Origin of the sequence: Actinoplanes sp. NPDC000266, from assembly GCF_042899005.1 — a bacterium.
Taxonomy (GTDB): Bacteria; Actinomycetota; Actinomycetes; order Mycobacteriales; family Micromonosporaceae; genus Actinoplanes.
The window spans coordinates 363,368-383,429 of sequence record NZ_JBIAZI010000008.1 but is presented as its reverse complement, the minus strand read 5'-3'; the positions used below and the strand labels follow the sequence as shown (position 1 = coordinate 383,429).

Annotated in this window: 14 protein-coding genes; 3 read left to right on the top strand and 11 right to left on the bottom strand. The window is 68.8% G+C overall.

Annotated features, from left to right (window positions below; translation table 11 throughout):
* Positions 1-14 precede the first annotated feature (14 nt).
* The 4 genes from ACFY36_RS32125 to ACFY36_RS32110 form a co-directional block, all read right to left on the bottom strand.
* Complete coding sequence (locus tag ACFY36_RS32125) at positions 15-2,882, bottom strand: NACHT domain-containing protein (protein ID WP_499749659.1); 2,868 nt, start codon at positions 2,880-2,882, stop codon at positions 15-17.
* Between the two features lie 87 nt (positions 2,883-2,969).
* Positions 2,970-3,383, bottom strand: a complete 414-nt coding sequence (locus tag ACFY36_RS32120) for a hypothetical protein (RefSeq protein ID WP_499749658.1) — start codon at positions 3,381-3,383, stop codon at positions 2,970-2,972.
* On the bottom strand, positions 3,380-3,568 hold the full coding sequence (locus ACFY36_RS32115; protein ID WP_499749657.1) for a hypothetical protein: 189 nt from the start codon (positions 3,566-3,568) through the stop codon (positions 3,380-3,382). Before ACFY36_RS32115 ends, ACFY36_RS32120 begins: the two co-directional genes overlap by 4 nt.
* 19 nt (positions 3,569-3,587) lie before the next feature.
* Positions 3,588-3,839 (bottom strand): hypothetical protein, encoded by a 252-nt coding sequence (locus ACFY36_RS32110; RefSeq protein ID WP_499749656.1) that lies wholly within the window; start codon positions 3,837-3,839, stop codon positions 3,588-3,590.
* A 215-nt stretch (positions 3,840-4,054) separates the two neighbouring features.
* On the opposite strand from ACFY36_RS32110, the gene ACFY36_RS32105 reads away from it, so the two are divergent.
* A complete protein-coding gene (locus ACFY36_RS32105) occupies positions 4,055-4,684 on the top strand; it encodes a hypothetical protein (protein WP_499749655.1) in 630 nt (209 codons plus the stop codon).
* A 202-nt stretch (positions 4,685-4,886) separates the two neighbouring features.
* Here ACFY36_RS32105 and ACFY36_RS32100 read toward each other — a convergent pair whose 3' ends face one another.
* The 3 genes from ACFY36_RS32100 to ACFY36_RS32090 form a co-directional block, all read right to left on the bottom strand.
* Positions 4,887-9,065, bottom strand: coding sequence for a hypothetical protein (locus ACFY36_RS32100; RefSeq protein WP_499749654.1), 4,179 nt, complete (start codon positions 9,063-9,065; stop codon positions 4,887-4,889).
* A gap of 94 nt (positions 9,066-9,159) precedes the next feature.
* Positions 9,160-9,984 (bottom strand): Rv1352/Rv1906c domain-containing protein, encoded by an 825-nt coding sequence (locus tag ACFY36_RS32095; protein ID WP_499749653.1) that lies wholly within the window; start codon positions 9,982-9,984, stop codon positions 9,160-9,162.
* Position 9,985: 1 nt separating this feature from the next.
* Positions 9,986-10,738, bottom strand: a complete 753-nt coding sequence (locus tag ACFY36_RS32090) for a tetratricopeptide repeat protein (protein WP_499749652.1) — start codon at positions 10,736-10,738, stop codon at positions 9,986-9,988.
* Between the two features lie 151 nt (positions 10,739-10,889).
* On the opposite strand from ACFY36_RS32090, the gene ACFY36_RS32085 reads away from it, so the two are divergent.
* Both ACFY36_RS32085 and ACFY36_RS32080 read left to right on the top strand, forming a co-directional pair.
* Positions 10,890-12,761 carry a hypothetical protein gene (locus tag ACFY36_RS32085; protein WP_499749651.1) on the top strand — a complete coding sequence of 624 codons (1,872 nt, stop codon included), beginning with the start codon at positions 10,890-10,892 and terminating at the stop codon, positions 12,759-12,761.
* Positions 12,762-12,814: 53 nt separating this feature from the next.
* On the top strand, positions 12,815-15,748 hold the full coding sequence (locus ACFY36_RS32080) for a TIR domain-containing protein (protein WP_499749650.1): 2,934 nt from the start codon (positions 12,815-12,817) through the stop codon (positions 15,746-15,748).
* Here the strand turns inward: ACFY36_RS32080 and ACFY36_RS32075 are convergent.
* The 4 genes from ACFY36_RS32075 to ACFY36_RS32060 all read right to left on the bottom strand — a co-directional run bounded on the left by ACFY36_RS32075 (position 15,729) and on the right by ACFY36_RS32060 (position 19,863).
* The gene (locus ACFY36_RS32075) at positions 15,729-16,421 is read right to left on the bottom strand and encodes a hypothetical protein (protein WP_499749649.1); all 693 of its coding nucleotides are present in this window, start codon (positions 16,419-16,421) and stop codon (positions 15,729-15,731) included. The two genes, ACFY36_RS32080 and ACFY36_RS32075, sit on opposite strands and share 20 nt — an antisense overlap.
* A 67-nt stretch (positions 16,422-16,488) precedes the next feature.
* A complete protein-coding gene (locus ACFY36_RS32070) occupies positions 16,489-17,409 on the bottom strand; it encodes a carbohydrate ABC transporter permease (RefSeq protein WP_499749648.1) in 921 nt (306 codons plus the stop codon).
* The gene (locus ACFY36_RS32065) at positions 17,406-18,347 is read right to left on the bottom strand and encodes a carbohydrate ABC transporter permease (protein WP_499749861.1); all 942 of its coding nucleotides are present in this window, start codon (positions 18,345-18,347) and stop codon (positions 17,406-17,408) included. The genes ACFY36_RS32070 and ACFY36_RS32065 overlap by 4 nt, the downstream gene beginning before the upstream one ends.
* 145 nt (positions 18,348-18,492) lie before the next feature.
* Positions 18,493-19,863, bottom strand: a complete 1,371-nt coding sequence (locus ACFY36_RS32060) for an ABC transporter substrate-binding protein (RefSeq protein ID WP_499749647.1) — start codon at positions 19,861-19,863, stop codon at positions 18,493-18,495.
* Positions 19,864-20,062: the final 199 nt, after the last annotated feature.

Sequence of the window (20,062 nt, the reverse complement as noted above, 5' to 3'; positions counted from 1 at the left end):
TCAATAACTGTCTTCTATGTTTCGGTAAGACGGGAGACGAGAGCGGCGCCGTACGCGTCGTCGGCCGCCCCCGATTCGGTCAGGCAGTGGACGGCGCTCGCCGCGCCGGAGGAAGTGATGATCCGATTGTCCAACAGTTCGTTGACGATGACGCAGACATCGCGGGGAGGTAGCCGGTACGCGTCGGCACGCATGGAGCCCAGCACCAGGTCGGCGACCTGTGTGCTGCCGGTGAGGACCGCGGCCCAGGACGCGTCGCTGTAGATGGCCACCAGGTCTTTTTCCCGATGATTCTGTGAAGCCGCGAGCCACATCCGCACGAGCGCGTGCGCCACCGACGTGTGAGATCCCTCCTCCGGTGCGATGAACTGGGTCAACGTCTCGGGCATCCCCTCGATCAACGGTCCGAGCGCGTGCACCATGACGTCGTCACTCAGGTGGTTGGCCAACAGCATCGATCGGAGCGCGGGCCGCAGCTCGACGCCGGCCGTGAACGGCATATCGCTCTGGACCGCGTCGAGTCCGTTCATCCAGTAGACGTCTGGTGGCCCCGGGTTGTCTCTCGTCCACTCCGGTGCCAGCTCAAGGACGATGTCACGGCGCCCGTTGTGCCAGTCGCGGGTGACCTCGAGGACCTCCATGACGTCCATCCACATGCCGCCCGGCACGGCTGCCTGCCACTGCAGGGCCGAGTTCCGCAGCCAGGCGGCCGGCGTCGTCGTGCGGTCGAACAGGTCCGAGGCCCGGAGCGGCCCGCCACAGGCCAGGGTCAAAATCATGAGGTTGTAGGAGTAGGTGGCCATCCAATGGTCGACGCGCTTGTCGATCGGCCGGTAGCGGCTCGCCGAGTACTGCGGCCGGGTCACCGCCTCGGCGGTCCGGCCCGTGAGCCAGGCCCGCAGCCGGTCGCGATCGGGGCCGTCGAGCAGTCCCGCGACGAACGGCAGCACCGTGGCCCGTGCGGTCAGCGGCGTGAAGCCGAGCAGCGACCGCAGCAGGTCGTCGTCGTTGGCCGCGCCCAGGCGCAGCGCGAGGGTGCTCGCCGCTTCCCGGGCCTCGGTGTCGCGCACGGCCTGGACGACCAGCCGGGCGACCAGATATTCACCGAAGGTCGCGTGCAGGAATTCGTACGTCACCAGCGTCTGATCGTCTTGAAAGGCCTGCGCCCGCTGGATGAAGAAAAACCGGCCGACCATCTCCTGCCCCGCGGTGAGAGGGCTGCGGAAGCCCTCGGTGAGGCCGGGCCGCGACGGTGTGATGCCGAGGCCGGCGAGGTCGTCGTCGAGCTCGCGCTCGGTGACCCACAGCCGCAGCCGGTGGAACATGGCGAAGGCGACCACCGACAAACGAAGCAGCTCCTGCTGGACGAGGCCGGCAACGGCGGCGTCGGGCTGCCCGGCGTGCAGGCGGCGCACCTCCCGTTCCGCGAAACTCGTCAAGAGCCGCTCGTAGAGCTGCCCGTCGTCGAGGGTGGCGGCGCCGTCCTGGAGCGCGCCGTCGGTGGCGTCGTAGAGGGCGAGCATGAGCAGGAGCAGCGGCTGCTCGGCGAGCGCGCGGAACCGGAGGACGACGTCGGCGGTGAGCGGCTTGAGCCGCGCGTTGGTCCGGTTCCAGACGGTCAGCCAGCGCCCGACCTGGTCGTCGTCGAAGGGTTCGAGCCGCACTGCGAGCGCCCCGGCCGGCAGGCGGGCCCGGTCGGCGACCGCGACCCGGGTGGTGACCAGCACCGCGACCGGCCGCCCGAGCGCCGCCTCCCGCCGCTGGAACGCGGCGACCTGCTGAAGATAGTCGGACTGGTGCAGCCCCGTGGCCTGCAGAAGCTCGTCGAAGCCGTCGAGCAGGATGACGGGCAGCGCCCCGGCGGCGTCCCGCGACAGCTCGGCCCACGACACGGTCTCGCCGATCTCCCGGCGCAGGGCCAGCTCGACCTGATCCCGTACGTCGGCCTCGGCCGGCACTTCCCGCAACGGCACGCGGCAGGCGAAGAAGTCCCCGGCGGGCAGCCGCGCGGCGAGGATCCGCGTCAGCGACGACTTACCGGCGCCGGGCTGTCCGAGCAGCAGCATGGGCGCCTCGGTGGCCTGGGTGGTGGTCAGATGGGCGGCCAGAAAGTCGGCGAAGTCGCCGCGAACGGCGGCTTCGCTCCACCACTGCTCGTCGGCGGGGCGGGCGCCGGGCCCGGCCGCCCGGACCCGGTAGCGCGGATCGAGATAGGCGGCGCCGAGCGCCGGCAGAAGCACCTCGCCGGCGTCCCCGCCGAGCACGGGCCGCTCGAGATCGGCCCGGTAGGCGCGGGCCAGCGCGTCCCGATGCCGCCCCGGATCCCGCCCGGAGGTGGCGAGCAGGAGCAGGTCCTCCAGCCGTTCGAGCCCGCGGGCGGTGGCCGGCGGCCCGAGCCGGGCGGCCCAGAGCGCGAACTCGGGAACATCCGCCGCGAGCCGCCGCTGCACGCCGTCGAACCGGGCCACGGCCCGCCGATCGAGATCGGGCACGTCACGATCCAGATGCGCGGCCGCGGCGAGAAACCAGCTTCGGAGTTCGCTTTCGTACGGCAGATCGGGCCCCGGCAGAGGAACGGGCACCGGCAGCAGGCGTTCGCCGAGGGTGCCGTCGCCGGCCCTGACCGCGTCGGCGATCGACCCGTCCCGCCCGTCCAGCTCCTCGAAGAGGGCGGCAACGACCAGCACGACATGGGCGGCTTGAAGGTGTGCGCTGCGCTGGTGGCGCCCAAGACGGCGTACGGAATCAAGGATCTGACCTGCCACGCGAGCACCTTGCCGGACCACAGCGGCTTTCACGTCGAGCAGGCCGGCGTCCGCCCCGAACGGCTCGGGACCACCGAGAATCGCGACGGCGTCGGCATAGCTCAGGCGAGACGGCATCGCTCCATGATGGCCTAACAGGTTTTGACTGCGCCGCGACGTCGTCCACCCCTGACCGACAGTCGCGGCGCAGGCTCTACGGGCCCGCTAGAGCAGATGAAGGGAAACGTCGTAAGCGCCGTACGCCTCGGGAATCCGGGTCACCACGACGGCGCCCATCTCCCGGGCTTCATGAACGACCTGACCCACCATGATCGGGCCGATGAGCGCCGGCTGCATCGGATAATGCTCCAGCCGCGATGAGGCGACGGCCCCGGCTTCGAGCGCGCCGAACCACGTCAAGCTCTGCTCGTTGAGCCCGGGGAGACGGAAGAAGTGTGACCACACGTTGTCGGAATAGCGCAACGCCGCCTGTGCCTCGGCCACGGCGAGTGCAGGCATGGTCAGGCTCTCCTCGCCGACCTGAGCTTTCTCGAGGAGTTTCATCAACTTCGGATGCCCCGCGAACATCTCCACAACCGCGGAGGCATCGAGGATGCGCGGCGGACGGATGGCGTTCATGCGGCTTTCTCCGCGTTGCGGCGGGCGATGATCTCGGCGAGACGCGCATCCGCCGCGTCCTGCTCGGCCTGGAACGCATCCCACTCCTCTCGGGTCCAGGGGCCGGGCTCGGGCAGGCCGACCGCCGCGGCGAAGTCCTTGACGACTTGGGACGGGTAGATGAGATCAGGGGTGTCATCAATCATGCCGGGCATAGTAACGGGACTAGTAGTCCCTTGACATCCACCCATACGAGTGAATCCGCCGGCCCGGCTCCAGCGACTGATCGAATTCGGCCGTCGCTGCATTGCGGCGAGCGATGATCTCGGCGAGGCAAGCATCCGCCCGGTCCTTCGCGGCCTGGTACTCGTCCCACTCCTCTCGGGTCCAGGGGCCGGGCTCGGGTAGACCGACCGCCGCGGCGAAGTCCTTGACGACTTGGGACGGGTAGACGAAATCAGAGGGGTCATCAACCATGCCGGATACGGTAGCGAGACTAGTAGTCCCTTGACATCTACCCGTGAGAGCGAATCTAAGACCGCGTCGCAGGCTTGTCCGGCGCAGCCGGCGCCAGGCCCCTGAGTCATGCCAGAAGCAAGTGGACGACCGGATGAGCTGCCTTGTCGAACCGGCATTGATAAGCACGGCTACGACGATCTACGTTCTTCGATCAGGTCCGTATGCTCGGCCTCGTGCGGAACAAGCAGATCAATCTCATTGATGTCGGGCTGGACAGCAGTTTCGACACGTCGATGATGTTTGTGCAGTCGGTGCTTGAAAATATCAACGCGGGATATGAGAGCCCTGTCGTTGACATCGACTTCATCCGCACTCGTGATCTTGGAACTGTCCTCAGCGCTTTCACTTCACCCTGCAACGTCCTTCACGTGATGGCGCACGGGGACAGCAGCATCACCCCCGCGTTTTACAGCGGGGACGGCATGATCAGCGTCAGTTTTGACGATCTGGGGGCGGCGGCCGCGGACCAGGGACGAGGCGTTTCCGCCGGCGCCATCGTCGCCGATGGCTGTCGGACTGGTACCGGCGCTTGGCGGGACGCGGTTCGCGATTGCCTTCAGGGAGACGTTACCTATATCGGAACTTCAGCAAATATAGGTTGGCACGAGAGTACGGTCTTCTGCGCGGCGTTCTACGGCGCGCTCTTCCGCAACAAGGGCAAAGGCATGACTGTCGGCGAACAGGCATACGAAGCCGCCGACAGGGCGATCCGCGCCTACAGTTTGTTGACCGATCGTCAGTGCCCCTATCGCGTGTCTTTACTGAGTCCCAGTCGGCGTGCTCGCACGCTACTCAACCGGTAGATCAGTCTGTTCTCTCCCTCTCTTGTCCTCGTCGGTGCATTGCGCGAGGTGAAGCCCTCGCCAGGTCCTTGACTCCAGGCGGCGTAGGGGCCGCCGCCGACCCAAAGTCGCCGCGGTGGTCATCTACCTGCTGATGTCCTGCTGGCTTCTGATTCCGGCGGGCTGCATGGCCGCCCTCGATCTCCGCCGCGGCACAAGGCACCTAAGGTTCGCGATCGAGCGGCGCGACGCCGACGAATCGGCGGAAGTCGTCGATGGCGGGCCACGCGAGGTCCGGCTGGGCCGCGATCCGCGACCTGGCCTGCACGAGCCGCTCCACCGGTGGGCCGCCCGAGACCGGGCCGAGCCTGGTCACGGTGGTTCCCGGGTCCTCGGCGAAGGCCCGCAGCAGGGTCGCGGCCAGATATACGTAAGCCTGGGTCTGAACGAGGATGGGGGAGATCGGGTCCGTCCGGTCCACCAGCGGCATGTCGGCGCATGCCTTCTCGAGCAACTCCGCGGTCATCGGCGCGTCGTGCACCTGCACGATCCACCGCACCGCCTCCCGCTGCTGGGTGGCGACCAGCTCCGCGGCCCGGACCTGTGCGCGCAGGATGCTCGTCGAGTCGGCGGCGACGAGCTCGACGGCCAGCTCGGCGATGTCCCACATCTTGCGTTTCGAGCTGATCGTCGCCAGTGCCATCACGGTCCGCAGCAGCTCGCGCGGCCGGCCCGCGGACAGCACGTGACAGAGCCACAGGTACGGTTCCGGCACGCTGAGGCCGCGTAACTGGAGCAGTTTCCCGGCCTCGGTCACGTTCAGCGACCCGACCTCGATGATGAGGTCGAAGGCGCTGTCGAAGGCGGTGCGAACTCCGAGCGCCCGCCGGTCGAACGCCGCGAGCGCGTCCTCCGACACGGCGACCAGGAAATAGCAGCCGCGCACCCCGAACACCGACTTGAGGTCGTTGATGAACCGCTCGGCGTCATCCACCGACCCGATCTTGTCGAGTTCGTCGACACCGATGATGATGCGCTGGCCCCGGCGGCGGCGTTCCAGTGCGGCCTCATACAGGAGCTCCCGGTAAAGCGCCACCAGTTCGGGGTACGTGCGCAATTGTTCGGTCCGCTGTACCTGGCCCTCGGCGGTCAGGTCGAAACCGCCCGCGAGGGCGAGCTTGCCGCCCGTCTTGCGGGAGAAGACGGACTGGAAGCGCAGCGTCTGCAGGTGGCGCTCCGCCGCCGTCGCCGACGGGCTCGGTGCCGCTGACCTGCGCCGCACGAGGTCGCGCCAGAGCCGCCACAGCAACGGCGCCAAAATCAGCAGGCCGCCGAGGACGTACGCGGGGACGCGCGGCTCCTGCCACATGGTCACGAAGGCGGCACGGACGCGGGATCCGAAGACCACACCGTTGATCAGGATGACACCCGCGACGACTACGGCGGCCGGTAACAGCACCCGGATCCGCGACCACCACCGATGCGCCGCCGGGGGCGCCGGAGGCGGCGCGCCGAGTTGGACGCATGTCTCGGCGAACAGATGCACGAGAAACTCACGCCGATCGTAGGTGGTCGGCGCCTGCACCAGCACGAGCACGTCGCCGTCGTTGGCCCGGAACTGCTCGGTGCAGTAGCGCTGCAATACCGTGCTCTTACCGGTGCCGCGGGGACCGCTGATGCCGATGCTGGCCCCCTCGAGCTCACGCAACGCCCAGGCGACGCGATCGCCCGCGGCGTTCTCGATCAGCTGCTCGGCGCGGCTGACGTCGCCCAGACGTCCGGGGTCGAGCACGGGGAGCCGCAACGATTGCCCGTCGCCACCCTGCCGGAGCGCGTCCCAGACCTTGGGGACGATCCCGTGCCGCGCCATGGCCGCGAACCAGTCCTCGCGAGCCTGGCGCGCGGCCTCGTCGTAGCGGCGGGTCGACGGGCCGGGTTCCGGCCATTGCGAGGGATCGTCGTTCCGGAAGCGGCGCCAGGCGTCGGCGTACTGTCGCGTCCCGGCCCAGGACAGGCCGAACAGCGACGCCGTCACGGCAGCCACGACGACGAACGAGTCCGCCCCGGGGATGCGGCGGAAGGCCGTACCCGCCAGGACCAGCAACGCCGCGAAGGCCAGCGCCATGACGACCAGGCAGACGGCGAACAGGCGGCGGTGCTCGCGTCCGCCAGCGACGCGCGAGACAACGCCGCCCAGGACGACCGCGCCGGCGGCAATGGTGACGGGTCCGGTCAGCGGCGATATCCGCAGCGACCACAGCGCATTGCCGAAGCCGAAAAGGGCGGCGGCCGCGGCGACGGCGGCGAGCATCCCGTAAACGCTGTTGGCCCGTGCCCAGGCCGGGACCGCGACCGCCATCAGCTGCCGGCGAGCCTGCCGGAACTGTTCATGACGGGCCGAGCCGCTGTCGAGCACCGCCCGGGGGCCGGCCGCGATCTCGCGGCGCACCCGCTGTTCGAGCGCCTCCCGGCGCCCGGGCGACGCCCGAGCCAGATATCCGGCCACCTCGGGCAGAGCGAGAAACTGCACCAGCAGCTCGTCGACCATCGCCACGGCCGGACCGCGTCGTGCGCCGGCCAGGCGGAGGAGCACCTCACGCATCTCGGCGTGACGGAACCGGTACGCCTCGCCGTCCTTCCGCAGGATGCCGGCCCGCTCGGCGTCAGCCAGGAGAGGGCCGAGCCGGAACGGCAGCCGCCCCCGAGCGGTCAGCCACATCCGCGCGACCGTGTACTGCCCCCACGCGCTGCCGTCGAGCAGCAGCAGAAGGAAGACCAGCACCGACAAGGTGATCGCCAGTGCCGGACCGGGGGAGGCCGGCAAAGCCCAGAGCATCACCCCACTCAGGCCGGAGGCGGCCAGGGCTCGAAGAGCCGCGGCGAGCCTGTCTTGTCGCAGCGACACGGGCGGATCCGTTGGCCACCGCGGGCGCCGGCGGCTGACCATCGCGAGGACCATGGCCGCGGCGCCGGCGCCGCCCGCGAGGTCCACCGCGGTGGAATGTGCGCTGACGAACGCCAAGAACGCGGGCCAGCCGGCAAGTGCGAACAAGCCGCCGAAGATGACAAAGCCGGAGAATGCCTCGGCCGCCGTCCGACCGGCATCGCTCCAGCCCAGCCACGCCACTCGACGAGGGCCCGGCCTGCGCTCATTCAGCACGCCCCGTTGTGTCAGCACGAGCGCGGCCGCTACCGCGAGGGCGGGGACAACGCTTCCGGCTGTCACGACCGTTGCCGCGACGAGCAGCGGGAGTCCGATCCAGCGGATCCAGCCGGCGGCCGTGGCGGGCCCACCGGCGACGGCGGTCAGGCGCCACCAGATGATCTCGTTCGGCGACGAGCCGGTGAGCCGGGCCAACTCCGCCAGCCAACCGCGTGCTCGCCCGGGCAGGCGGTCGAGCATCTTCTCGATCAGCAGACCCTGGGGATCCTGGTTGCCGAGCAGCACGCGAGGGTCCGCGGTGCGGTCATGGAACGCCTCGCGCGCGAGCACTGCCATCCACGGCGTCGTCAGGGCCTTCGCCACCGATCCGGCCGGATCGGCGGCGATCCGGTCGACGACGGGTCTCCACCGCTCACCATCCGGATCGTCGTTGGCGAGAAAGTCACCGATGGCGTCTCCGGAGAGAGGCATCAGCCGGATCGGTGTGGCCCGGGGCAACGCCGTCGCCGGCATGCTCGCGTACTCCGTCGTCCGGCAGGTGACGACGTATCCGGTGCTCAGCTGGTCCAAGGCCGCGGCCGCTTCGAGCCGTTCCGGTTCTCCGAGTTCGTCCAGTCCGTCGATGAGCGGCAGTACGAGCCCTCGGCGGACCAGCTGTCCCGCGAGCGCGGTCTCGTCGGACACCTTCCGCCCGGCCAGGAAGCCGGTGGCGACCAGGGTCCTCGCGACAAACGCCTCGGGAAGTTCCAAGCCGGGCTGCCAGGAGACCGCGGGGCAGAGAATCGGGATCGGCCCGCGGCCCTGCCGGTCGGCCATCAGGGCGCGGCCGAGCAGCGTCAGCAGGGTCGTCTTGCCCGAACCGGCCTCGCCGGTGATGATCAGGCGGGGCTGTCGTGCCGAGAGGACGAGATGGGCGAGGCTCTCGGGGTCACCGGCGAGAGCGGGATCGCCCACCCAGCGCACCGGCAGTTGAAAGCTCCGGCCACCTGCGGCGAAGAACTGACCGGCCGCGTCCGCCAGCTGCTCGTAGCTGTCCTCGTCGTCCACGACGGCGCTGGGCAGGGACCGGAACCGCGTCAGGGACATTGCCAACGTGAGCAAGGCGATCGCGCCGCTGAGCACGCTCGCCAGCTGATCCGTCCTCTCCAGCGTCGAGCCGTCGGCGAGAAACACCCATCCCGCGGCGCCGATGCCCAAGACGACGGACAGGACGACGACAGCCGGCCGGGCGCGCCTCACGCATTCACTCCTTCGACCACTGTCGACCTCACGCGGAGAGTATGCGAGATGCGGGATCACCTCGCGGTCATCCGAACGAGTGAGATCGTTCCGGTTAGGAGGTTCTCTCCCATCTCTTGTCGTCGTCGGTGCAGCCTCTCGATGTGAAGCCCTCGCCGGCGCGGACGGTGACCTGCACCCCGGAGGGGGCGTTGGTGACGAAGTTGTGGTTGATGATCTCGCCGCTGCCGGAGGAGCGTTCCCAGTAGCAGTCGGCCAAGGGGCCCTTGAGGCGGTAGGTGCCGGGCAGGACCATTCCCGCCTCTCGGCCGACCGTGTAGCGGCCGTCGGCGAAACGCCTTGCCGGGTGGGTCACGTTGTATTCGTCCTCGGCCTCGTTGGCGTCCCTCCTCTTTTTCAGGATCACGGCGTTGCGGATCGACGGCTGCACGTCTTTCCACGCTGCAGTCATCTCCGGGCAGAAGTGGTCCAGGGACAGCTGCACCAGGGCCGTGTCGTCCATCGCCAGCTGGTCGATGTACTCCGTGTCGTTCCGGACGTTGTGGTCGGCGTACACCCGGACGCCGGCGGCGGTCTGGGTGTCGTACTCCTCGGCGCGGGTCATGACCGTGGCGACGTCGCCCTTCAGCTGGTCCTCGTACGGCCATGACAGCTGGTTGACGGCCAGCGCGACGCAGACGTACACCGGTAGCTCTTCCAGGGTGTCGGCGTTGTAGAAGTCGGCCAGTCGCTCTTCGTATCGGCTGACCATCTCCGGTGGCATCGCGGCCACGACGGCCGTGGGCCACAGCGCGGGAATCGACGGCGACGGCGATGGCGACGGCGACGGTGCGGCGGGGGCTGGTGGTGGCGGCTTCGGGGCGTCGCCGCATCCGGCGGTCGCCGCCAGCACGAGGCATGTCAGGAACTTTCTGAGCATGTCAGGTGCGGCGGCGCAGGGTCTTGCCGGGCGCGCCGCCCAGGCGCAGGAGCGCGCCCCGGCGGGTGGCGGCGGTGGCCAGCGTCTGGGGGTGGGACGGGCCCAGGGTGCGGATCATGCGGGTGACGGTGTCCTCCAGGAGGGCTCGGGCGGGCAGCAGGGCGCCGCCGGCCAGCAAGGCGCGGGCCAGCTCGTGGGCCGCGGTCAAGGTGTCGGGGTGGTCGGGGCCCAGGTCGGTGCGCCACGCGGCGTGCAGCTCGGCGGCGATGGTTCGGGCCGGGCGGGGCTTGCCCCGGTGCAGGAGCGAGGCCACCAGGCGGTGGGCGGCGGCGCGCAGGGCCGGGTCGGTGCTGTGGGCGGCGTCGGCGGCTATCAGGTGCGGGGCCAGGGCCGCCCAGCGAGGCCACGTGTTCGGATTCTCGACCTCGGCCGGCGCGGCGGCGGCGATCAGCGTGCCGGCGTAGGCGCGGCAGACCCGTACGGCCTCGGGGCCCAGGTCGTCCCGGACCGCGTCCCGGACCGGGTCGGGGATGGTCAGGCCGCCGGGGTCCGTGGCGGCCAGGCCGTGCGTGGTCAAGGTTTCGACCACCGCCGGCAGCGCGGACGGGGTGACCGCGCCGAGGGGGTGGGGGAGTGTGGGCAGGCCGGGGGTGAGGACGTCGACCGGGAGGGGCGCGGGATGCAGGACGGCGCACACGCACAGGAGCTGGGCGGCGGCGGGGTCGTCGTCGCTGAGCTGGTCGATGGCCTCCATGCGAACCGTTATAGCGGTCGGGCCAAGCCGCCGATGAGGCGCTGGGCGGCGGCGACCTGGGGAAAGTCGGAAACGTCGATGAGGGATGCCGGAAAACATCACCGAAAGAGTGACGCTTGCCATCGATCTTTGTTGATGGTCTGGTGGCGGGATGAGACGAAGAAGCGTGTTCATCGTTGTGCTGACCGCTGTGCTCGTCGGTGCGGGCGCGACGCCGGCGGGTGCGGCCTCGCCCACGTACAAATACCAGTTCCTCAATCCCGGAGGTCAGCCCCGCCTGACCGAGAAAGTGCCGGTCAACGTGGTGTTCGTCGGCTACGAGCCGAATCGGGCGGCGTTCACCGGGCAGCTCGCCAAGAAGTACGAGCCGGTGGTGCGGTCCCGGCTGAACTACGGCGTGGTGGAGAAGCTGGGCATCACCTACACGTACGACTACAAGCTGCGGTACGCCGATAAATCGTACGAGAACAGGTTCTTCTCGCAGTTGACCAAAATGGCGAAACCCGCGCCGCTGACCGAATATCAGACGGCCTACAACGCTCAACCGAAGCGGACCAGGACGATCACCAGCAATCACGCGATCGACGCGCCCAGCGTGGAGAAGTGGCTCGCGCTGAACCCGCCGTCGGGTGTGGACACCCGGCGCAACACGATCTTCTTCGTCAACTGGTACGGGCGGCCCGACTTCAAGTTCCACGTCTACACCAAGACCGGCGAGCCCGACCCGGACACCGGCTACGACTTCGGGGCCAACCGCGACAGCCGCAAGATGATCGCCTGGGGCGGCACGACCGCCGACGACGAGGAGACGGGGCTCGGGCGGACCCGCCGGGTCTGGTTCCACGACCTCTCGGCCGGGCCGGAGTCGTGGACGGGTAACTACGACATCACCAACCCCGACGTGGACGGTGACGGCCTCGCCGACTACCGGATGCCGCCGATCTGGGAGTACGCGGCGGGCGGCTACCGCGCGCCGAGCGCCCTCCCCAGCGACCTCGGCAAGATCACACGCTATGTGGCGCTGAACCTGCTCATGACCAACTCGCCGCTCTACCCGGTCGAGCTGCCGACGGCCGAGCCGCCCAAGAGCATCAACATCGACAGCAACACGTACGAGGGATGGCCCGGCGTGGACGCCTCCGCGCGCTACCAGACCCCCGGGTTGCTCCTGCGGGAGCTCGGTGAGCTGCGGTGGCGGAACAAATTCAGTTTCGACAGTCAGGACCTTCCGTACGACGCCAAGGCCGAGGCCTGCTACGTCGGCCTGCTCGAGGACGAGAGCTGTTACCCGGAGACCGGATATCCCGCGTTCGCCAACCTCTACCTCTACAACCGGGAGAACCTCGCCCGTACGCAGGACGACCAGGGCCGGGTCGACTACGAGCTGTCGGTCTTCAACTACGCGGTGGGCGCCGGCGTGGGCTCGCCGGCGCTGGGCTTCGCCGACGACGACTACGTGACCGGCGATCAGTCGTACGTCTTCAACTTCATCTCGCCGGAGATCGTGGAGTCCGGCTACGGCCTGACCAGCACGCAGATCCACGAGGTGGGCCACCACCTGGGCATGTCGCATCCGCACGACGGCTACGACAGCGAGACCGGCGTGGCCTACGGGCCCGAAGGCGGCTTCTTCTACGTCTGGGCCGGTGACGAGAACAACTCGGTCATGAGCTACATCGACGTGAACTGGGACTTCAGCCAGTTCGACCGCGACAACAGCGACCGCTTCCTGACCGCCGCCTACTGGGAGGCGGCCAACCGCCTCGCGGCGACGGTCCCGGCCGGCACCCGCCTGCACGCGGCGGACGCCCTGCTCGGCGTGGCCAAGGCCGCGTTCGCCAAACATGACTACCGGGTGGCGTACGCCCTGAGCGAGGCCGCCTACGACAAGGTGGCCGCCGTCGCGGGCAAGGACGCGGTGTCCACGTTGAAGTCCGGCACCCCGAGCCGGCCGACCGACGTGCACGGCCCGCACGAGTTCGTCGACACGCTGGCGCCGGACGGCCCGCGCGGCCAGTCGTAGACGCGACGATCGGCCGCCGCGCCTCCGCGGCGGCCGATCGTTACTGTGCAGGCATGACGGAGGAGCTGCCGGGTTTCGTACGGCGGGCGTTCCTGCCCAGCCCGGAGGGGCGCGCGGTGGCCGCGCTGGCCTGGTCGTGCGACGGACGGTGGCTCGCCACGGCCGGGCTCGGCGGCGACGTCTGGGAGATGGACGGCTTCGAGGCGCGGCACGCGTTCACGTTCGGGGCGCCGCGCGAGGATTACTTCCAGGTGACGTGGTCGCCGACCGACCCCGGCGTGTTCGTCTACGTCGAGAAGCACCGGATCGTCTGCGCGCGCGTCGGCGGGGACGGCCGGGGTGCCGAGGTGCGCTGGAGCATCCCCCACGAGTCGGACCGGAGTCTGCGCCCGGTCGTCTCCTTCTCGCCGTTGGGCGACCGGATCGTGGTGGCGGCCGGCGAGGCCCAGGTCGACGTCGTCGCCGTCGGCGACGGAACGAGGATCGGATCCCTGCCGGCCGGTGGGTACGTCCTTGGCGCGATCTACTCCCCGGCGGGTCCGGAGATCCTCTTTCTCCACCAGGGGGGCGTGACCTTGGCGAAAAGCTCCCTACTGCGGATTCACAGCCAGAACTCCATCCGATGGGCGGCCTGGTCACCGGACGGGCGCGCTTACGCGACCGGCACGGAGGACGCGATCGTCCGGGTCGTCAGCGAAAATCTGTCGGCCGTCTCCCTGGAGGGGCATACCGCCGGTCTGCTGAGCCTGGAATTCTCCACCGACGGCCGGTTGCTCTTCTCCATCGCCCTGGACGGCACGCTCCGTCTGTGGCGCACCGACACCTGGCAGATGGTGGGCGTGGTGGAGGTCGGCGAGACGCACGAGTTCGTCGGCGGCCTCGCCGCCGCGCCCCGCCGGCCCGTACTCGCCCGCCGGAGCATCACTCCGGCGGGCGTCGAGCTGTACGAGGTGGACTACGCGCGCCTCATCCAACTCGACAGCGCCGAGGAGCGGCCGCGCACCTACGCCAACGCCAAAGTCGTGTTGCTCGGCGACACCGGTGTGGGCAAGTCCGGCTTGGCGACGGTGCTGGCCGGCGAACCGTATGCGCCGACCGACTCGACCCACGCGCGTAAGGTACGCACCTTCGGCGCGTGTGAGGTCGAACGGCCCGACGGCAGTGTCGAGCGGCGGGAGATCCTGCTGTGGGACATGGCCGGGCAGCCCGCCTACCGGCTTGTGCATCAGCTGCACCTGGCCGAGGTGGCGGCCGCCCTGATCGTGTTCGACTCGCGGAGCGAGATCGACCCGTTCGCCGGCGTGCACTACTGGGCGCGGGCCATGCGCCTGCGGGCGGACGTGCCGCTGATCCTGGTCGCCGCCCGCACCGACATCGGCGGCCGGCCGGTCGGCCGGGTGCGCGTGGACGGCGTCCGCGAGGGTCTGGGGCTGGCCGGCTACTTCGAGACCAGCGCGCGGGAGGGCAAGGGGATCGCCGAGGTGAGCGCGGCGATCCGGGAGGTCATCGACTGGTCCTCGCTGCCACGCTCGGTCTCCAGCGACCTCTTCGAGTCGATCAAGGCGTTCGTGCTGCGGGAGGCCGCCTCCCGGCGGATGGCGACCACCACCGACCTGTTCCGTTTGTTCCGGCCGCGGGCGGCCGGCATCGGCGAGGAAGAGCTGCGGGCGAGCTTCGAGACCTGTGTACGGGTCCTGGAGCTGCGGGATCTCGTACGGTGCCTGTCGTTCGGGGATTTCGTGCTGTTGCGGCCGGAGCTGCTCGACTCGTACGCGGCGGCTCTGGTCATCGCGGCCCGGGATCAGCCGGACGGGCTGGGCAACATCGCCGAGGACGACGCGCTGGCCGGGCGCTTCCCGCTGCCGGCCGAGGACCGGTTGCCCGCCGCCGAGGAGCGGCTGCTGCTGATCGCGGTGGTCGAGGAGCTGTTGCGGCACGACCTGGTGTTGCGCGAGCCGACCGCGGACGGTGTCGACCTGGTCTTCCCATCACAGCTGACGGTGGACCGCCCGGACTCGCCGGAGCAGGAGGCGGCCGACATCATCTTCCGGTTCGACGGGGCGGTGCAGAGCGTGTACGCGACCCTCGCCGTCCGCCTCGGCCACGTGCCCGACTACGAGCGCGTGGGGATGTGGCGTGACGCCAGCGACTACCGGGCGCGGGTCGGTGGGGTGTGCGGACTGCGGATCCGCCCGTTGCAGGAGGGACGCGGGGAGCTGACCGTATATTTCAGCGGTTCCCCCAGCGAGCAGACCCGTTTTCTCTTCGAGGAGTACGTACGCCAGCACCTCGAGGCGCGGGCGGTTCCCGGGTCGGTCGAGCGGGACCGCGTCTTCACGTGCCCGGGTTGCGCTTACCGGGTGCCGGTCGATCTCGTACGGCGCCGGCAGGCCCGCGGCAACCGCGACATGGCCTGCCCCGACTGCGAGAACGTCCGGATCTCCCTGCTCGACCGCGAGGACCGGCTGCCGCGGGCCGACGTGCGCCAGATGAACGCCAGCGCCGACCTGACCCGTGACCGCTCGGCCGCGACCGCCTCGGTCCTCGGCAAGGAGTACACCAGGCACTATGACGTCTATCTTTGCTTCGACCAGAGTAACCAGGACGTAGCCGACCTCCTCGTCGGCCAACTACGTCAGGCGGGCCTGCTCGCTCACAAATCCCACTTCGACGCCCCGTTCCTCGGAAGTTGGGAATCGAGGATGCGTCAACGGGTGGCCCAATCTCACGCAATCGCCATCCTTCTCGGCCCTGCAGGCATCCGGCAGGGACAGGAACTGGAGTTGGCGGCGGCTTTCGACCATCAGATGCGGCGTCCACATTTCCTGGTTGTCCTGGTCGAACTCCCGGGCACGAAGACCGTCGACCTCCCGGCGTTCGAGCGGATGGAGCGCGTCGCGCTGAGTGACGGGTTCGAGCGGTTGCGGCAGGCGATCACCGGGGAGCGGCCGCGCGACGAGTTCCCGCTCAGGCCGGAAGCGGGATGACCGGCCGGATCAGCATCTCGTCGAGGCCGTACGTGTTGTCGCGGACCGCGGCGCAATGATGGGGATCCCGGTAGGACGTGGCCAGGGTGAGCCACGAGACGAACGCTCCGGCGCCGCCGCAGACCATGCTGCCGCCGTCGCCTCCGCAGACCACGCCCGGGTCGGCGGTGCGCTCGTCGCGGTACGGGTCCTGGCCGATCTCCAAGCCGAAGGGGTGCGGCTCGTACTGGACCGTCCGCAGCGTGTACGGATCGTCGTCGAGCGGGCTCGTGTCGCCCCATCGCCACAGCGTCGACGTGCCGGCGCCGCACGCGTACTCCCACTCGTCCGGCGTGAGCAGCCGCTGTCCGGCCTCGGCGAGCCGCGCCACCGCGGTCTCGTACGACGGCACGGCGTACTGGCCGGCGTCCCTGGCCTCGACCGCGACCAGCATCGGGGCCAGGGTGACCGTGCGCGGCGGCGAGGTCATCCGGTCGACGAACGCGCGGATGTCCTCGGTCAGGCCCCACTCGGCGGCGCTGGCCGCGTAGTCCTCGACCTGCTCGGGGGTGGGGGAGAAGCGGTTGGCGTCGTAGCCGACCGTCACGGTGCCGCCCGGGACGTACGCGAAACGCCGCCCGTCGACGTCGAACACCGCGCCCGCCGACGCGGCCATCCAAGACGGATCGATCATGGCGGTGAGCATAGAAGAGGCCGCGTCCCCGTGGGGAGCGCGGCCTCTTCGTTGTGCGGAGCGGGTTTCAGCCCTTGACGCTGCCGGCCAGCAGACCTCGTACGAAGTAGCGCTGGAGCAGCAGGAACACCACCACCGGAACGATGATCGAGACGAAGGCGCCGGCGGAGAGGAGCTGCCAGGCCGTGCCCCGGGTGCCGCTCAGGTTGGCGAGCTGCAAGGTGATCGGTGCGACCTCGTCGCCGCCGCCGGCGAAGACGAGGGCGACCAGCAGGTCGTTCCAGACCCAGAGGAACTGGAAGATGCCGAACGCGGCCAGGGCCGGGGTCAGCAGCGGCAGCATCACCTTGAAGAAGATCGACACGTGGCCGGCCCCGTCGATGCGGGCCGCCTCGATCAGGCCGCTCGGGATCTCGCGCATGAAGTTGCTCAGCAGGTAGATCGCCAGCGGCAGGGCGAAGGCCGAGTGGGAGATCCACAGCGTCCAGAACGTGCCGGTGAGGTCGATCTTCACGAAGATCTCGAGCAGCGGGATCAGGGTGACCTGCAACGGGACGATCTGCAGGGCGAAGACCACGATGAACAGGAAGTTGCGGCCCGGGAAGTTGATCCAGGTGAAGGCGTACGCCGCCAGGGTGGCCAGCGCCATCGGGATCAGCACGGCCGGGATGCAGATCATCAGCGAGTTGACGAAGTACGCCGCCAGGTTGACGCCGCCCTCCTCGCCGAAGACCGCCTTGTAGTTCTCCATCGTGACCGTCGGGTCACTGAAGAACGTCCACCAGCCCGTCGTCTTGATCGCCCGCTCCGGCCGGAACGAGGAGACGAGCAGGCCGAAGGTCGGGATCGTCCACAGCACCGCCAGGACGATCGCCGCGATCGACGCCCACGGCGAGCTGAGCTTCTTCTTCGCGATGCCGGCCGCGGTCTCCTTCTGCGGAGTCAGCGGGGGCGTCGATGTCACAGGAGTCGGAGTCGCCGCGGTCATGATGCCTCCGAACGACGGAGCGTGCGAATGTTGTAGGCGACGATCGGGATGACCAGGATGAACAGCAGCACCGCGAGCGCGGCGCCGAGGCCCTGGTTGTCGGCCCGGAACGTCTGGCTGTAGAACTCGTTGGCCACGACGCTCGTCTTGAACTGGCCACCGGTCATCGTCCGCACGATGTCGAAGACCTTCAGCGTGGCGATGCCGATGGTGGTCAGCACCACGACCACGGTCGGCTGCACGCTCGGCAGCGTGATGTTGCGGAACATCGTCCACGCGTTCACGCCGTCGAGGCGGGCCGCCTCGATGATGTCGTCCGGGATCGCCTTGATCGCCGCCGACAGGATCGTCATCGCGAAGCCGGCCTGGATCCAGATCATCACGACGATGAGCAGGAACGTGTTCAGCGGCGATTCGATGAGCAGCTGGATGGGCTTGCCGCCGAGCCAGACGATGATCTGGTTGATCAGGCCGATCTGCTTCACGTTGCCCTGATCGGGGCGGTACTCGTACATGAACTTCCAGATGACACTGGCCGCGACGAACGAGATCGACATCGGCAGGAAGATCAGCGCCTTGGCGAACGACTCGAACCGCGAGCGGTCGACCAGGATCGCGTAGACGAGCCCGATCGCCGTGGCCAGGAAGGGCACGACGACGACCCAGATCACCGTGTTCCGCAGGACCGTGAGCTGGTCGTTGTCGGAGAAGATGGTGGTGTAGTTGTCGAGGCCGATGAAGGTCTTGCCGGCCGCGTCGAAGAACGACTGGTAGATCGTGCGAAGCCCGGGATAGACGAGGCCGAACGCGAGCAGGAACACGGTCGGCAGCAGGTAGAGCCACGCGACGACCCGGTCGCCGCGACGTCCGCCGAACTTGGCGGCGATGAAGAGGATGACACCGAGGATCGCGGCGAAGAGAAGCAGCGCCGCGAGCATCTGCAAGATTTTCTCGGGGGTGGTGGAGGCGGTGTTGAACACGCGACCCGGACCTCCTTTGCGCTGGACGAGTGAACAGGGCTGGCTAAAGAAGGGGAGTGGGGCCGGTCGGAAATCTCCGACCGGCCCCGATGACGCTATGTGACTACTTAGGCCATGCCTTTTCGATGTTGTCCAGCGTGGTCTTCGTGTCCTGGCCGGTGATCCAGTTGGTCGCCTGCTTCCAGAACGCGTCCGAGCCCACGGCCGCCGGCATCTGGTCCGAGCCGTCGAAGCGGAAGGTCGCCTTCGGGTCGAGCAGGATGGTGCCGGCCAGCTTGTCGATCGGGTTGGTCAGGTTGTTCGGGTCGAGGCCCTTGTTGGCCGTGACCCAGCCCGACGAGAGCTTGGCCTTGGTGTTGGCCCACACGTCCGAGGAGAGGTAGGTCTGGAAGGCCTTGACCTCGGGACGGTCGGCGAACGCGACGACGAACTCACCGGCGCCGAGGACCGGCTTGGTGTCGGCGTCCTTGCCCGGCAGGTAGAAGGCGAACACGTCGCCGTCCTCCGCCACCTTGGTGCTCTTGTCGAAGTTGGCCGCGTAGAAGCTGGCCTGGCGGTGCAGCGAGCAGGTGCCCTGGGTGATCGGCAGGCCCGCGTCCTGGAACGTGGTGGTCGCGATGCTCTTGACGTCGCCGAGACCGCCGTTGACGTACTTGTCGTTCTTCAGGTAGCCGCCGACCGCGTCGAGGGCCGCGGTGGCCTCGGGGCCGTTGAACGGGATGGTGTGGTTGACCCACTTGTCGTACGTGTCCGGACCGGCGGTCCGGAGCATGAAGTCTTCCATCCAGTCGGTGATCGGCCAGCCGGTGGCGTCACCACTGCTGATGCCGGCGCACCACGGCTTCTTGCCGTCCGCGACGATCTTGTCGGTGAGCGCCTGGAGCTCGGTGAGCGTGGTCGGCACCGTGTAGCCGGAGTCCTTGAACTCGGCCGGCGAATACCAGACCAGCGACTTCACGCTCGCGCCGAGCGGGGCGCCGTAGAACTTGCCGTCGATCGTGGTGTAGGCCTTCCAGGCCTTGTCCCAGAACTTGTCGACGTTGGCCGCGGTCTCGGCCGGGGCCTCCTTGGCCTTGCCGGTCGCGACCAGCTGCTTGACCAGACCGGGCTGGGGCACGATCGCGAGGTCCGGCGGGTTGCCGGCCTTGGCGCGCACGAGGATCTGCGTCTCGAAGGACTTGTCACCCTCGTACTTGATGGTGGCGCCCGTGCAGTTCTCGAAGGGCTTGTAGGACTCCTTGTGCGGGGTGTCCTCGGGGGTCACGATGCCCGTGTAGATCGTGACCGTCTTGCCCTTGATGTCGCCGAACTTGGTGTATGGCGAACAGTCGATGGCCGACGCCGACGCGTCAGTGCCGCCCTCGCTGTCGGAATCGTCTCCGCCGCACGCGGCGAGGCTGAAGACCAGCCCGGCGCTCAGCGCGCTGGCGAGCGCAGCCCGGCGAAAACGCGGGCTCGTAGGTTGACCGAACATACCGCTCCCTATGTCAAATCGCGCCTCCGGCGTCCAAAGACGCCGCCGTCCGAAGCGCTACTTGGACAACAGTCAAGAGGTAACCGGCACGTTGCGCAATGATTTCCGCTTGATCGACTCGATAACGATACGGCCGCGATGCACGGGGCAGCTTAACCGGTTAAGGAAGAACCGCAGGTCATGGCCCATAAAGGGCCTA

Excerpts from the sequence above, each read along its gene's own strand:
- ACFY36_RS32070 (WP_499749648.1), bottom strand. The coding sequence starts at position 17,409 with ATGACCGCGGCGACTCCGACTCCTGTGACATCGACGCCCCCGCTGACT.
- ACFY36_RS32120 (WP_499749658.1), bottom strand. The coding sequence starts at position 3,383 with ATGAACGCCATCCGTCCGCCGCGCATCCTCGATGCCTCCGCGGTTGTG.
- ACFY36_RS32085 (WP_499749651.1), top strand. The coding sequence starts at position 10,890 with ATGAGACGAAGAAGCGTGTTCATCGTTGTGCTGACCGCTGTGCTCGTC.
- ACFY36_RS32095 (WP_499749653.1), bottom strand. The coding sequence starts at position 9,984 with ATGCTCAGAAAGTTCCTGACATGCCTCGTGCTGGCGGCGACCGCCGGA.
- ACFY36_RS32115 (WP_499749657.1), bottom strand. The coding sequence starts at position 3,568 with ATGATTGATGACACCCCTGATCTCATCTACCCGTCCCAAGTCGTCAAG.
- ACFY36_RS32060 (WP_499749647.1), bottom strand. The coding sequence starts at position 19,863 with ATGTTCGGTCAACCTACGAGCCCGCGTTTTCGCCGGGCTGCGCTCGCC.
- ACFY36_RS32090 (WP_499749652.1), bottom strand. The coding sequence starts at position 10,738 with ATGGAGGCCATCGACCAGCTCAGCGACGACGACCCCGCCGCCGCCCAG.
- ACFY36_RS32080 (WP_499749650.1), top strand. The coding sequence starts at position 12,815 with ATGACGGAGGAGCTGCCGGGTTTCGTACGGCGGGCGTTCCTGCCCAGC.
- ACFY36_RS32110 (WP_499749656.1), bottom strand. The coding sequence starts at position 3,839 with ATGGTTGATGACCCCTCTGATTTCGTCTACCCGTCCCAAGTCGTCAAG.
- ACFY36_RS32065 (WP_499749861.1), bottom strand. The coding sequence starts at position 18,347 with ATGCTCGCGGCGCTGCTTCTCTTCGCCGCGATCCTCGGTGTCATCCTC.
- ACFY36_RS32075 (WP_499749649.1), bottom strand. The coding sequence starts at position 16,421 with ATGATCGATCCGTCTTGGATGGCCGCGTCGGCGGGCGCGGTGTTCGAC.
- ACFY36_RS32125 (WP_499749659.1), bottom strand. The coding sequence starts at position 2,882 with ATGCCGTCTCGCCTGAGCTATGCCGACGCCGTCGCGATTCTCGGTGGT.